Source organism: Marinobacter sp. F4206 (assembly GCF_019392195.1).
GTDB lineage: Bacteria > Pseudomonadota > Gammaproteobacteria > Pseudomonadales > Oleiphilaceae > Marinobacter.
Genome location: NZ_JAHXKI010000002.1, coordinates 194,706 through 208,580, shown reverse-complemented (window position 1 = coordinate 208,580; position 13,875 = coordinate 194,706). Strand labels below are relative to the sequence as shown.

Genomic DNA, 13,875 nt, shown 5'->3' with positions numbered 1-13,875 from the left:
ATGGCTATCAGACAGTTTCTCGATGGAATCGAGCATCATTTTGAAAAGGGTGGCAAGTACGAGCGCTGGTATGCCCTGTACGAAGCCGTCGATACCATTTTCTACACACCGGGCAAGGTGACGTCCACCACGGCTCACGTGCGTGACGGCGTTGACCTGAAGCGGATCATGATCACGGTCTGGATGTGTACTTTCCCGGCCATGTTCTTCGGGATGTGGAATATTGGCTTCCAGGCCAACAGCTTCCTGGCGTCTAATCCGGACGCCATGGTTGCCGACGGTGGCCTGCGTACCGCCTTTATCCAGGCTCTGGCGGTGACTGGAGCTGGAGCGGGTGTCTGGGACAACTTTGTCTACGGCATGGCTTACTTCGTGCCTATCTACTTCGTAACCTTCGTGGTTGGTGGCTTCTGGGAAGTGCTGTTCGCTACCGTACGTCGTCACGAAGTCAACGAAGGCTTCTTCGTGACCTCCGTTCTGTTCGCTCTGATCTGCCCGCCCACCATCCCGTTGTGGCAGGTGGCTCTTGGCATCACCTTCGGTGTGGTGATCGGCAAGGAAGTATTTGGCGGAACCGGCAAGAACTTCCTGAACCCGGCACTGACCGGCCGTGCGTTCCTGTATTTTGCCTATCCGGCGCAGATTTCCGGCGATACCGTCTGGACTGCAGTTGACGGATTCAGCGGTGCAACCGCGCTGAGCTGGGCTGCCAGCGGTGGTCTGGACGCGCTGAAAGAGCAGGTTGGCTGGATGAACGCGTTCATGGGTTCCATTCAGGGGTCCATGGGTGAGACCTCCACGTTGGCGGTGCTGATCGGCGGTATCATCCTGCTGGTGATGAAAATTGCCAGTTACCGGATTGTTGGTGGGGTATTGATCGGCATGATCGGTATGTCTCTGTTGCTGAATGCGGTTGGCTCGGAAACCAACCCCATGTTTGCGATCCCGGCGCACTGGCATCTGGTCATGGGTGGCTTTGCCTTCGGTATGATGTTTATGGCGACGGACCCTGTTTCCGCGGCGATGACCAATACCGGGCGCTGGTGTTTCGGCATCCTGGTCGGTGTGATGACAGTGCTGATTCGTGTGGTCAACCCGGCCTTCCCGGAAGGCATCATGCTGGCCATCCTGTTCGCTAACCTGTTTGCGCCGCTGATGGATCACTATGTGGTTCAGGCCAACATCAAACGGAGGCTTGCTCGTGGCTAAAGCTAAAGAAACTGTCTCCAGAACGCTGATCGTTGCTCTGGTGCTTAGTATTGTGTTCTCCGTTGTGGTGTCCACCGCCGCGGTAATGCTCAAGCCGGCCCAGATCCAGAACCAGAACCTGGACATCAAGACCAACATCCTGTCGGCGGCCGGTATGCTGCCCCAGGGGTCAAGCGCCCAGGACATTGAAACGCTGTTCGAGCGCTTCGAGGTCCGTCTGGTCAACCTGAAAACCGGCGAGTACGTCGAGCCGTCTTTCGTTGGTGTCAAAGACCCGATGAAGTACGACATGTACAAGGCCGCCTCGGATCCGGAACTGTCTACGGACATTCCTGCCTCCGAAGACAAGGCTGGAATCAAACGCCGTCCTGACGTTGCCAAGGTTTACACCATGAGTGAGAACGGTAAGGTGACCAGGGTAGTGCTGCCCATCCATGGTTACGGTCTATGGTCGACCCTGTACGGCTTTATTTCGCTGGAAGGCGACCTGAACACCGTTGAAGGCCTTGGTTTCTACGCTCACGCGGAAACACCGGGTCTGGGTGGTGAAGTCGACAACCCGCGCTGGAAGAAACAGTGGGTTGGCAAAGAGGTCTATGGCGGTGAGCTGACCGAACCCCAGATTCGTCTGGTCAAGGGCGGGGTCAGTGCGGATGCAGCGGACAAAGAGCACAAGGTCGATGCGCTCTCTGGTGCAACGTTGACCAGCCGGGGTGTCCAGCAGTTGGTTAACTACTGGATGAGCGACCGGGGCTACGCACCGTTCCTGCAAAAACTTCGTGAAGGGGAGGTCTGATCATGGCAGATGCATCAGCCAAACAGGTTCTCTTCGAACCAATTTTTAGCAACAACCCCATTGCCCTGCAGATCCTCGGTATCTGTTCGGCCCTGGCCGTGACCACCAGCATGAACGTGACCATCGTCATGTGTCTTGCGGTTATTGCGGTTACAGCGTTCTCTAACCTGGCGGTGTCGCTGGTGCGGGCCCAGATTCCGGGCAGCATCCGGATCATCGTCCAGATGACGATCATCGCGTCGCTGGTTATCGTGGTGGATCAGATTCTCAAGGCCTATGCCTATGAGATCAGCAAGCAGTTGTCGGTCTTTGTCGGTCTGATCATCACCAACTGTATCGTTATGGGTCGTGCCGAAGGCTTCGCCATGAAGAATGGGCCGTACCTGAGCTTCCTCGACGGTATCGGTAACGGTCTGGGCTACTCAGTCCTGCTGCTGTTCGTGGCGTTCTTCCGTGAACTGCTCGGCGCTGGCTCACTGTTCGGTGTTTCTCTGATGCCGACCGTGAATGAAGGCGGCTGGTACATTCCGAATGGCCTGCTGCTGCTCCCGCCGAGTGCGTTCTTCATCATCGGCCTGGCCATCTGGGGTCTTCGTACCTGGAAGCCGGAGCAGGTTGAAGAGGCGGATTACAAGATGTCTCGCCATACCGCCAAGGAGGCCTTCTGATGGAACACTATATCAGCTTGATTGTTAAGGCCATCTTCGTTGAGAACATGGCGCTGGCCTTCTTCCTCGGGATGTGTACCTTCCTGGCCATTTCGAAGAAGATTGAGGCCGCTACCGGTCTTGGCATTGCCGTTGTGGTCGTGTTGACCGTTACTGTTCCGGTGAACAACCTGCTGTATAACAGCATCTTGCGTGAAGGTGCGCTGGACTGGGCTGGTCTGCCCAACGTTGACCTGAGCTTTCTCGGCTTGCTGACGTACATTGGTGTAATCGCGGCAATTGTTCAGATCATGGAAATGGTTCTGGACAAGTATATTCCTGCGCTCTACGCCGCTCTGGGTGTGTTCCTGCCCCTGATTACGGTGAACTGCGCCATTCTGGGTGCGTCACTGTTCATGGTAGAGCGGGATTACACCTTCGGCGAAAGTGTCGTGTACGGCTTTGGCGCCGGTGTGGGCTGGGCCCTGGCCATCATTGCGCTGGCCGGAATCCGTGAGAAACTGAAGTACAGCGATGTACCGGAAGGGCTTCGTGGCCTGGGTATCACCTTCATTACCGTTGGTCTGATGTCCCTGGGCTTCATGTCCTTCTCCGGCATCTCTCTGTAACTCACCCGGTGATTCGGTTTAACGAAAAGGCGAGACCATGAATACAGAAATTATTCTCGGCGTGGTCATGTTCACCGTTATCGTTCTGGCGCTGGTCGCAATTATTCTTGCGGCCCGCTCCAGGCTGGTAAGCACCGGTGACGTGACGATTGAGATCAACGACGATCCCGAACACACCATGAAAACCGGTGCTGGCGGGAAACTGCTGGGTACCCTGGCAAATCAGGGTATCTTCCTGTCCTCTGCGTGTGGCGGCGGTGGTACCTGCGCCCAGTGCAAGTGCAAGGTTTTCGAAGGTGGCGGTGCGATGCTGCCTACTGAAAAGACCCACTTCACCAATCGCGAAGAGAAGGAAGGCTGGCGTCTGTCCTGCCAGGTTCCTGTGAAGCAGGATATGAAGATCGAGGTTCCGGAAGAGTTCTTCGGCGTCAAGAAGTGGGAGTGTGAGGTTATTTCCAACCACAACGTGGCCACGTTCATCAAAGAGCTGGTACTGAAGCTTCCGGAAGGCGAAGAAGTGGATTTCCGCGCTGGCGGTTACGTTCAGCTCGAGTGCCCGCCCTACGAAATCGACTTCAAGGATTTCGATATTGAGGAAGAGTTCCACGAAGACTGGGACAAGCACAACATCTGGCGTTTCAAGGCGATCAACAAGGAAGAGACCATCCGTGCGTACTCCATGGCGAACTACCCGGAAGAGAAGGGCGTCCTGAAGTTCAACATCCGGATCGCGACTCCGCCTCCAGGTACCGACCACAACCCAGGCATCATGTCGAGCTACGTGTTCAACATGAAGCCGGGCGACAAGGTTACCGTGATGGGGCCGTTCGGTGAGTTCTTCGCCAAGAAGACCGATGCCGAAATGGTATTCATCGGCGGTGGTGCGGGTATGGCACCGATGCGCTCGCACATCTTCGATCAGCTCAAGCGTCTGAACTCGAAGCGCAAGATCAGCTTCTGGTACGGTGCACGGAGTGTCCGCGAAATGTTCTACGTGGAAGACTTCGACATGCTGCAGGAAGAGAACGATAACTTCGAATGGCATGTGGCGCTTTCCGATGCGCTGCCGGAAGACAACTGGGAAGGCCCGACCGGCTTTATCCACAACGTCCTCTACGAGAACTACCTGAAGGACCATCCGGCTCCGGAAGACTGTGAGTTCTACATGTGTGGGCCGCCCATCATGAACGCATCCTGCATCAAGATGTTGAAAGATCTGGGTGTCGAAGACGAAAATATCATGCTGGATGACTTCGGGGGTTAATCAGCTCAGATGACATCCTGCATGCTACGACCCGTCAGGGTAGCCCTGGCCAGTGCCGCGATGGTACTGGCCGCGGCCGCTCTGGCGGGTTGTTCGTTTCAGTCCGAGGAAAAAGTCTGGGAGATCTCCGGACCGATTTTCGGCACCAGCTATCACATCAATGTCGTATTGACCGAAGACCAGTCGCGATTGGAGACTCTGGCGGCAGGGATTGAAGCCGAGCTGGAAAAGGTCGATGCCTCCATGTCGACATGGCGCCCGGATTCTGAGTTGTCGAACCTCAATGGCGCAGACGATCAGTCGGAATGGATACCGCTATCGGATCCGCTGTTTGAAGTGCTGAAACGAGCCGACGAAGTGGCGAGTCTCACCGATGGGGCATTCGACGTTACCATCGGGCCAGTCGTAAATCTTTGGGGGTTCGGGCCCGAGGCGCGCCCGGAACAGGTACCAACTGATCAGGAACTGCAAGCCGCCCTGGCACTAACCGGTCACGACAAGCTCGAACTCAGGGAATCGCCGCCGGCGGTCCGGACCGTCGTGCCCCAGTACATCGATTTGTCGGCGATCGCCAAGGGCTATGGGGTTGACGTGGTTTCCCGATACCTCGACAGTGAAGGGATCGAAGCGTATCTGGTCGAAATTGGTGGCGAGGTCCGGGTTCACGGACGCAAACCGGGTGGCGATGCCTGGCGCCTGGCAATCGAACAGCCGATGTCGGAAGGGCGACAGGTGAACCGCGTTGTCGCACTGGAGAGTCGTGCCATGGCGACGTCCGGTGACTATCGTAACTATTACGAATCGGACGGTCGCCGTTATTCCCATACAATAGACCCTGCGACGGGCAAACCGATTGGGCATAATCTGGCGTCGGTTACGGTAATCGCAGACAACTGCATGACAGCCGACGCCCTGGCGACCGGTTTTAACGTGATGGGTTACGAGCGGGCGGAAGCGCTTGCCACCAGGGAGAATATCCCGGCCTATTTCATCATTCGGACGGAAGGCGGCTTTGAAACCCATCAGACGCCGGCGTTTTCGTCATTTGTGACTCAGTAAAGGGAGGGCAACATGGGTACCTTTCTTCTTGTTTTGTTTATTGTGGTTCTGCTTGTAGCGGCCATGTCCGTCGGTGTGATTTTTGGACGTAAACCGATCAGCGGCACCTGTGGCGGCATTGGGGCACTGGGTATCAGCCAGTCCTGCGACATCTGCGGTGGGAACACCCAGAAGTGCGAAGAAGAGAATCAGCGGGTTGCCAGCGAGGGCAAGGCTGCCGAAGACCTAGCTTACGACGCCAGCAACGCCAGTAAACACTGATACCGATTCAATAATTAAGAATACCTTTCCACGACGTAGATAAGGAGTCACTGCGCGCATGGCAGAACATCATTACGACGTCGTCGTTATCGGCGCTGGGCCTTCCGGTGAGGGTGCGGCGATGAATGCGACGAAACACGGTAAACGTGTCGCGATCATCGAAGACAAACCCACCGTCGGCGGTAACTGTACCCACTGGGGTACCATTCCTTCCAAGGCCCTGCGTCACTCCGTTAAACAGATCATCACGTTCAACACCAACCAGATGTTCCGTGATATCGGAGAACCGCGCTGGTTCTCGTTTCCGAGGGTACTGCAGAACGCCCAGAAGGTGATTGGCAAGCAGGTTAAACTGAGAACCCAGTTCTACTCCCGGAACCGGGTAGACCTCATCAACGGTCGTGCTTCCTTCCTCGATAGCCACCGGCTGGAAATCCGGGGCAACAAGTCGATCGAAACCCTGCATTTCAAGCAGGTGATCATCGCAACAGGTTCGCGCCCGTATTTGCCACCCGATGTTGATTTCCGCCACCACCGGATTTACAACTCCGATACCATCCTGAACCTGTCCCATACGCCACGGACGCTGATCATCTACGGTGCCGGTGTTATCGGATCCGAGTATGCCTCGATATTTGCCGGCCTGGGGGTCAAAGTCGACCTGATCAACCCGGGTAGCCGGCTGCTTTCATTCCTCGACGATGAAATCTCCGATGCACTCAGCTACCACCTGCGGAACAACGGCGTGCTGGTGCGGCACAACGAGCAGTATGAGAAAGTGGAAGGCGATGATCACGGCGTGGTCCTGTCGCTTCAGTCCGGCAAGAAAATCAGGGCCGACGCCTTCCTGTGGTGTAATGGCCGCAGCGGCAATACGGAATCTCTCGGCCTCGATAACATTGGCTTGGTGCCGAATGGCCGGGGACAGCTGGCAGTGGATGAGCATTACCGTACCGAGGTAGAGAATGTCTACGCCGCCGGGGATGTGATCGGCTGGCCGAGTCTCGCCAGTGCGGCCTACGATCAGGGCCGGTCCGCGTCGTCGGACATCGTGAAGGACGAGTATTTCCGCTTTGTCTCCGACGTACCCACTGGTATCTACACGATCCCGGAGATCAGTTCCGTCGGCAAAACCGAGCGCGAGTTGACGGAAGCCAAGGTGCCCTACGAAGTGGGCCAGGCCTTTTTCAAGGACCTTGCGCGGGCCCAGATCACCGGGGAAGCCGTGGGCATGCTGAAAATCCTCTTCCATCGTGAGAGCCGGGAAATCCTCGGCATCCACTGTTTCGGGGACCAGGCAGCCGAGATCGTCCACATCGGACAGGCCATCATGAATCAGGAAGGGGATGCCAATTCCCTGAACTATTTCATCAACACCACGTTCAACTATCCGACCATGGCAGAAGCCTATCGGGTCGCGGCACTGAATGGCCTGAACCGGATCTTTTGATCCGGGTTCAGCCGGCGGACAGTGCTTCGCCGCCCGAGAGGGTGTCGGCTTGAGAGGAAGGTAGGGATAACAGTGCTCGGGCACGGTTATCAAAGAACATCCGGGTGCTGGTCGGGTAGTCGGTGATGATGCTGTCCACACCCATCTCCTCAAGCTGAAGCATGTCGTGGATGCGGTTAACCGTCCAGGTTGAGACATGCAGCCCCTTGCGATGGGCATTTTCAACCAGTTCCTTCGAGCACAGCTTCCAGTTCAGACACAGGTAGTCGCAGTCGAGCCTTGCGGCCATGTTCAGTGGTCGTGGGAATTTGCGTTCGGCGACCAGTCCAATCCGGATGTGCCTGTTCCGGCGACGAATTTCCTTCAGGAACCAGGTGTCGGACGAGGTTATGGCAGCGGTCTGGTAAAGATCCCGGCGTTGGATGATTTCGGTAATCCGGTTGCACAGGATATTCAGTCGCTGCCGGCTGTCCTTCTTTACCTCCAGTTGAAGATGTTCCAGATCATCGAACTGGTCCAGCAGATCCTCGAGGGTGGGGATGCCAATTTTCCGGGGCCATGAGCTGGTGTTGCGGCGGGCGTCCATGTCCGCGAGTTCGGCGGCTGTGTAGCTGCTGACATCCCCTCTCTGGCCGGTGGTACGGTCCACGGTCAGATCGTGCACCAGCACCGGTTTGCCATCTTTGGACAGGACCAGGTCCAGCTCAAAGTGACGGATTCCATGCCGGTAGGCATGGACGAAACCGGGCAGGGTATTTTCCGGAGCTTCTCCCTTGGCTCCTCTGTGTCCGTACACAATCATTCTGTGGCTTCACCTTTCAGGCGTTGATAAATGGCTTGGCGTTTCTTCCAGGTGTCGTGGCAGAGCCGTATGTCTTCGAGGTAGGCGGGGAGCTCGCTCATCAGCAGGGCCTGGGGCCCGTCCACCAGCGCTTTCTCCGGTTTCGGGTGGAAGTCTACCAGCACCATGTTGGCCCCGGCGATCACGCCCTGGGCTGTGGCGTGCATGACATCCAGCACGCCGTCTGGTGATTTTTCCCGGCTTCCCACCGAGTGGGATGGGTCAATACACACGGGCATCCGGGTTAGTCGCTTTACCGCTGGCACGTGGGCAAAATCGACCATGTTCCGGTGCGGCTGGCCCGCCTCGGTTTTCATTCCCCTCAGGCAAAAGATCACGTTGGCGTTGCCCTCGCTGGCCAGGTACTCGGCCGCATTGAGGGATTCGTTCAGGGTGATACCGAAGCCGCGCTTGAGGAGGACCGGATAGGTGCTCTGCCGGCCGATCGCCTTGAGGAGCTCAAAGTTCTGGGTGTTTCGGGTGCCGACCTGCAGCATCACCCCGGTCGGGCGGCCAAGCTTCTCCAGGCAGGTGTCAATTTCCTCGATATGGCTTTCATGGGTGATCTCCATGGCGACCACCTTGATGCCATGCTTGCCCGCCTTTTCGAACACCCAGGGCAGGCACCCCTTGCCGTGACCCTGGAATGAGTAGGGATTGGTGCGGGGCTTGTAGGCGCCCATTCGAGTGCAGACTTCGCCGTTGTCCTCCAGGGCCTGCATCATCATTTCCACGTGCTCGGGAACATCGACAGCACACAGTCCGGCAAACACGTTGAGGTTGGACTGACTGAACTCGACGCCGTTATAGGTGAAACCGCTCTGGCGCCGATCATCCCGGTGGCGCCCGAGTATGCGGTAGTCATCGGAAATGCGGATGGCGCGTTCGACGGCTGGCAGCGCCTCGATTTCTTCCTTGTCCAGAGATTTGGTGTCCCCCAGCAGGTAGATTTCGGTCAGTCGCTGGCTGGCGCCCTGGATTTCATGAACCCGCACCGACACCCCGGGCAGGTTTTCCAGAAAGTGCAGGGTCTGGCGGTAGGCATCACTGTCCAGCGACGTGTTGGGGTGAAGAATGGCTAACATGCTTTCTCCTTGTCTCAGCTGGCGCTCTCGGCACGGTGCCGCGCCTGCATGTACTCCCGATGGTTAAGATGCAGCAGATCAGCCATACGGCGTATAAGGTGTTCCTCGTACTTGTCGATACGGCCGTCCGCAAACGCCACCCGCCAGATACTCTCCAGCAGCGCCTGTTTGGCATTCTGGTCGAGGTGCTCGTTGATCTGGCCAGTGAACTCGTACATGGAGGTCGCGTCTTCGGCGTGGTCCAGGGCGTCCTTGAGAATGGCCTCGGCCTCTTCCCGGGTCACCTGGTGGGCCGTTACCGCGCAGTCCACAATGGTTTGCAGTTCCCGTTCATCTTCGTTCTGGTCGACCCGGCTAAGCTGAACCATCAGAGCCGTGGCGGCCACAGCCAACTGGTGCGGGTCTGGTTCGGACTGGTCAGCTTCAGGGGCGGCAAACAGCTTTTTCAGTTGGTCAATCATGATCGGCTAACAGCGCTCCGTAAACGGTGAATTCAGGCGGCTTTGGCCAGTTGTCGCACCCGGTGTTCCAGCTCGATCTGATCGGCGGTAAAGCGCCGGATGCCATCAGCCAGTTTCTCGGTGGCCATGGCGTCTTCGTTGGACTCCCAGCGAAATAGCTTCTCGTTGATTGTGCCGAGCCGATCCGGCGAGCGGGCACCCTGGGCCGACAGCTTTTGTGTCAGGGGACTGGTGTCGTCCTGCAGCTCCTGCAATAGTGCCGGGCTGATCGTCAGTCGGTCACAGCCGGCCAGCATTTCGATCTCGCCGGTGTTGCGAAAACTCGCACCCATAACAACCGTGTCATAGCTGTTGGCCTTGTAGTAGTTATAGATGCGGGAAACCGACAGGACGCCCGGATCCTCGGCGGCAGGAAAGCTGTCACGGCCGCTGCTGGCCAGGTGCCAGTCCAGGATTCGCCCCACAAACGGCGAGATCAGGAAGGCGCCGGCCTGGGCACAGGCAGCCGCCTGAATGAAGGAGAAAAGCAGGGTGAGATTGCAACGGATACCTTCCTTCTCCAACTGCTCGGCGGCACGAATGCCTTCCCAGGTTGAGGCAATCTTGATCAGAACCCGGTTGGTGTCCACACCCTGTTTGTCGTAGAGGTCAACCAGGCGGCGGGCCCGCTCCAGCGTGCCGGCGGTATCGAAGGAGAGCCGTGCGTCCACTTCGGTGGAGACCACGCCGGGAATCAGGTTCAGGATTTCCCGCCCTGCCAGCACCGCCAGCGTATCCGTTGCAACGGTGAGCTGTTCGGCGTCAGAACCGCCGTGACGGCGAGCTTCCGTGACGGCCTTGTCCAGCATGGGCCGGTAGGCGTCGGACGCGGCGGCTTTCAGCAGCAGGGAAGGATTGGTGGTGGCATCTTCCGGCCGCCATTTGGCAATGGCGTCAAGGTCGCCAGTGTCGGCCACCACCGTGGTCATGGTTTTCAGTTGCTCAAGTTTGTTCGTCATTCGTCCTGTCGTCCCGGTTGATCTGTTATTGATGCATCCGACTCCCGGATGCTGGCTCTATGCCTACAATAACGGGCCGCTCTGACAGGAACAAGACAACAAAAGGTCTGGGCTTGATTAAGCTTCGGCAATGGCAGAGCGCTCCGGCTCCCGGACCTTCTCAAGCGCTGTCTGAATGACTTCCAGTCCGGCCCCGGGTTTGTGGGCATTCTCACTGATGTAACGTCGGAACTGGCGGCCTCCGGGCACACCGTGGAACAGACCAAGCAGATGCCGGGACATGTGGGTAAGAAACACGCCGCGCTTGAGTTCGCTCTCGATGAAGGGATACATGGCCCTGAGCGCATCATGGCGAGAGCGGGTGGGTGCGTCATCACCAAAGAATTCGGCGTCGACGCCCGCCAGCAACCAGGGGTTGTGGTAGGCCTCCCGGCCAAGCATTACGCCGTCGGTGCGCGCCAGATGCTCGTGGCACTCTTCAAAGGTCTTGATGCCGCCATTGATGATGATCTCGAGCTCCGGGTAGGTCTGTTTCAGGCGGTAGACCCAGTCGTACTTGAGCGGCGGAATGTCCCGATTTTCCTTGGGGCTGAGTCCCTCGAGGATCGCGATCCGGGCATGAACGATGAAGGTTCGACAGCCCGCTGCGGCGACCTTTTCGATGAATTCACAAAGGTCATCCCAGGATTCCCGGCCATCAATGCCGATGCGATGCTTAACCGTTACCGGCAGACTGGTTGCTTCAATCATCGCACTAACGCCTTCAGCCACCTTGTCCGGGTGGCCCATCAGACAGGCACCAATCATGTTGTTCTGCACCCGGTCGCTGGGGCAGCCAACGTTCAGGTTCACCTCATCAAAGCCAAAATGTTCTGCCAATTTCGCACAATGGGCCAGTTCACCCGCATCGCTGCCACCGAGCTGCAACGCCAGAGGATATTCAGCAGGGTCGTGGCGCAGGAACCGTGCCGTGTCGCCATGAATCAACGCGCCGGTGGTCACCATTTCCGTATAGAGCAGGGTGTTGCGGCTCAGCAGTCGGGCCAGATACCGGTAGTGACTGGTGGTCCAATCCATCATCGGGGCGACGCAAAAGCGGCGGGAGGGACCGGAATTGTGGATGGCGGCGTCCTGCGACGGCATTGCTGGCATTGCGGTTACCTGTTAGCTGCTTCAGTTCTGGACCGTTACGTTAATCAAGGGCGGGGCAGTTTAACAGGGTTCGCCATGGAATTTCCGTAGGGCTTTGGCGAAACTCGTCCAGCGACTGGCATTGGTTGGATTGCAAGTAGTGTGGTTCCTTCGAATGATACAAAGCTTTATGTTTGTGGAACTGAAGTGAACAAGAGAGCGTAATGGACAGCAATTGGCTGGTAGGCGTTGACCTGGGCGGAACCAAAACCGAAGTCATCCTTATGGATCGGCAAAGCACGGAGCATTTCCGGAAGCGGGTTCCCACGCCTGCCGGGGACTATCAAGCCACCCTGAAAACCATCCGGGCACTGGTGTTCGAGGCCGAAGCGCGGGCCGGCGATGGCGAGTTACGCGTTGGTATTGCCATACCAGGCAGTGTGTCAGGTGTTACCGGCCGTATAAAAAACAGCAACTCCACCTGGATAAACGACCAACCCATGCAGAAGCACCTTGGCGATCTGCTGGAACGGCCGGTAACCCTCACCAACGACGCCAACTGCCTGGCTCTTTCCGAGGCGACGGACGGCGCAGGTCGGAACCACGGCACTGTGTTTGCGGCCATATTGGGTACAGGCTGCGGTGCTGGCATCAGTGTGAACGGTCACATACTCAGCGGCCCCAATGGCGTGGCCGGTGAGTGGGGGCACAACCCTCTGGCTTGGACATCACAGTCTGAACTGGAGCAACGTCCATGTTTCTGCGGTCGCCATGGCTGCAACGAAACCTTTCTGTCCGGAACCGGCCTATCGCTTACTCACAAGTTGATCACCGGCCAGAAACAGTCAGCCCGAGCCATCGTTGAGCAGGCACGCAAGAACGAGTCCCGGGCCAGCGAGACAATGAACCGGTATCTGGGTCACCTGGCGCGCGGCCTGGCGGCTGTGATCAATGTATTGGACCCGGACATTATTGTGCTGGGTGGGGGGATGAGTAATGCCGAGCAAGTATACGAGGAATTGCCCCGCAGACTGTCTGGCTATGTGTTCGGTGGCGAATGCAGGACCCCAATCAAAAGGTCGGTTCATGGGGATTCCAGTGGGGTGCGGGGAGCAGCCTGGCTGGGGGGCGATGCTGGACGATTTTTATGACCAATCTTGCTCAATAACAAATAAGGAAAAGCAACCTTGACCAAGTCCATCTTTATTACGGGTGCAGGTGCCGGAATCGGCCTGGAAACTGCACGTCTGTTCGCATCAAAAGGCTGGTTTGTGGGCGCGGCGGACTGTGACCAACAGGCGCTTTACGACCTCCAGGCTGAGCTGGGTGAGCGTGTTTGCGCCGTTCATGCTCTGAATGTGACCGACGAAAAGGCCGTCATCGGCGCCCTGTCGAAATTCGCAGAAAGCACCGGTGGCACCATCGACGCGTTGCACAACAATGCGGGCATTCTCAGGGTGGGCTGCTTTGAAGGCATTGGTATGGCGGACCACAGGGCGGTGATCGAAATTAATGTGATCGGCCTGATGAATGTTTTGCATGCAGCTTTTCCCTACCTCAAGGCTGCCCCGGGCGCGGTAGTGGTGAACATGAGTTCCGCATCAGCGGCTTACGGAACACCCGATTTTGCCTCCTATTCGGCGAGCAAGCATGCGGTCCGCGCCATGACCGAGGCTTTAGACATCGAATGGGAGTCCCATGGCATTCGCGTCTGCGACCTGATGCCGCCATTTGTGAATACGGGTATGGTTCAGGCCAATGCGGGGGGATCGCGGTTGTTCGACAGCCTTGGCGTGAACCTGGCACCTGCGGAGGTTGCCGCAGAGGTCTGGAAACAGGTGTGCTCGCCGCAACTTCACAGGCCGGTTTCGGGTCAGTTCAAAATACTCTGGCCGATTGCCCGGTCATCGCCTGCAGCTGTAACTCGCGCGGTGATGAAAAAACTGCGCCGGGGCTGATCCCCCCCCGGATCGTCTGAAAGACGGGATTGTGCGGTTTTGCTACCCTACATAGCTTGCTAATAACGGGTGGGCAATTGGCAGCC

General features: G+C 57.4%; 15 protein-coding genes. 10 read left to right on the top strand and 5 right to left on the bottom strand.

The genetic code is table 11. From position 1 onward, the window contains the following. The 8 genes from KZO34_RS03245 to sthA are packed head-to-tail and all read left to right on the top strand — an operon-like array spanning position 1 to position 7,315. Positions 1-1,209 (top strand): NADH:ubiquinone reductase (Na(+)-transporting) subunit B, encoded by a 1,209-nt coding sequence (locus tag KZO34_RS03245; RefSeq protein WP_219473364.1) that lies wholly within the window; start codon positions 1-3, stop codon positions 1,207-1,209. Beyond that, positions 1,202-2,005 (top strand): Na(+)-translocating NADH-quinone reductase subunit C, encoded by an 804-nt coding sequence (locus tag KZO34_RS03240; protein ID WP_219473354.1) that lies wholly within the window; start codon positions 1,202-1,204, stop codon positions 2,003-2,005. Before KZO34_RS03245 ends, KZO34_RS03240 begins: the two co-directional genes overlap by 8 nt. A 2-nt stretch (positions 2,006-2,007) precedes the next feature. Beyond that, positions 2,008-2,673, top strand: coding sequence for an NADH:ubiquinone reductase (Na(+)-transporting) subunit D (locus KZO34_RS03235; protein ID WP_219473346.1), 666 nt, complete (start codon positions 2,008-2,010; stop codon positions 2,671-2,673). After that, entirely contained in the window at positions 2,673-3,281 is a 609-nt protein-coding gene (gene nqrE / locus KZO34_RS03230; protein ID WP_219473340.1) for an NADH:ubiquinone reductase (Na(+)-transporting) subunit E, read from the top strand. The genes KZO34_RS03235 and nqrE overlap by 1 nt, the downstream gene beginning before the upstream one ends. A gap of 37 nt (positions 3,282-3,318) precedes the next feature. After that, a complete protein-coding gene (gene nqrF / locus KZO34_RS03225; protein ID WP_219473338.1) occupies positions 3,319-4,545 on the top strand; it encodes an NADH:ubiquinone reductase (Na(+)-transporting) subunit F in 1,227 nt (408 codons plus the stop codon). 9 nt (positions 4,546-4,554) lie between these two features. Further along, on the top strand, positions 4,555-5,604 hold the full coding sequence (locus KZO34_RS03220) for an FAD:protein FMN transferase (protein ID WP_219473336.1): 1,050 nt from the start codon (positions 4,555-4,557) through the stop codon (positions 5,602-5,604). 12 nt (positions 5,605-5,616) lie between these two features. Beyond that, complete coding sequence (nqrM, locus tag KZO34_RS03215; protein WP_219473334.1) at positions 5,617-5,865, top strand: (Na+)-NQR maturation NqrM; 249 nt, start codon at positions 5,617-5,619, stop codon at positions 5,863-5,865. A gap of 58 nt (positions 5,866-5,923) precedes the next feature. Further along, on the top strand, positions 5,924-7,315 hold the full coding sequence (gene sthA, locus KZO34_RS03210; protein WP_219473331.1) for a Si-specific NAD(P)(+) transhydrogenase: 1,392 nt from the start codon (positions 5,924-5,926) through the stop codon (positions 7,313-7,315). A gap of 7 nt (positions 7,316-7,322) precedes the next feature. Here sthA and KZO34_RS03205 read toward each other — a convergent pair whose 3' ends face one another. The 5 genes from KZO34_RS03205 to dusA all read right to left on the bottom strand — a co-directional run bounded on the left by KZO34_RS03205 (position 7,323) and on the right by dusA (position 11,852). Then, positions 7,323-8,117, bottom strand: a complete 795-nt coding sequence (locus tag KZO34_RS03205) for a glycerophosphodiester phosphodiesterase (protein ID WP_219473329.1) — start codon at positions 8,115-8,117, stop codon at positions 7,323-7,325. Further along, positions 8,114-9,241, bottom strand: coding sequence for a 3-deoxy-7-phosphoheptulonate synthase (locus KZO34_RS03200; RefSeq protein ID WP_219473327.1), 1,128 nt, complete (start codon positions 9,239-9,241; stop codon positions 8,114-8,116). The genes KZO34_RS03205 and KZO34_RS03200 overlap by 4 nt, the downstream gene beginning before the upstream one ends. A 14-nt stretch (positions 9,242-9,255) precedes the next feature. Next, positions 9,256-9,702: a tellurite resistance TerB family protein gene (locus KZO34_RS03195; protein WP_219473326.1), complete on the bottom strand. Its 447-nt coding sequence runs from the start codon at positions 9,700-9,702 to the stop codon at positions 9,256-9,258. Positions 9,703-9,734: 32 nt separating this feature from the next. Next, positions 9,735-10,700 (bottom strand): transaldolase, encoded by a 966-nt coding sequence (gene tal, locus KZO34_RS03190; RefSeq protein ID WP_219473325.1) that lies wholly within the window; start codon positions 10,698-10,700, stop codon positions 9,735-9,737. A gap of 117 nt (positions 10,701-10,817) precedes the next feature. Further along, the gene (dusA, locus tag KZO34_RS03185) at positions 10,818-11,852 is read right to left on the bottom strand and encodes a tRNA dihydrouridine(20/20a) synthase DusA (protein ID WP_219473323.1); all 1,035 of its coding nucleotides are present in this window, start codon (positions 11,850-11,852) and stop codon (positions 10,818-10,820) included. A 203-nt stretch (positions 11,853-12,055) separates the two neighbouring features. Here dusA and KZO34_RS03180 point away from each other — a divergent pair, with 203 nt between their 5' ends. Continuing rightward, complete coding sequence (locus KZO34_RS03180) at positions 12,056-12,982, top strand: ROK family protein (RefSeq protein WP_219473322.1); 927 nt, start codon at positions 12,056-12,058, stop codon at positions 12,980-12,982. A gap of 36 nt (positions 12,983-13,018) precedes the next feature. Continuing rightward, the gene (locus tag KZO34_RS03175) at positions 13,019-13,789 is read left to right on the top strand and encodes an SDR family oxidoreductase (RefSeq protein ID WP_219473313.1); all 771 of its coding nucleotides are present in this window, start codon (positions 13,019-13,021) and stop codon (positions 13,787-13,789) included. Positions 13,790-13,875 lie beyond the last annotated feature (86 nt).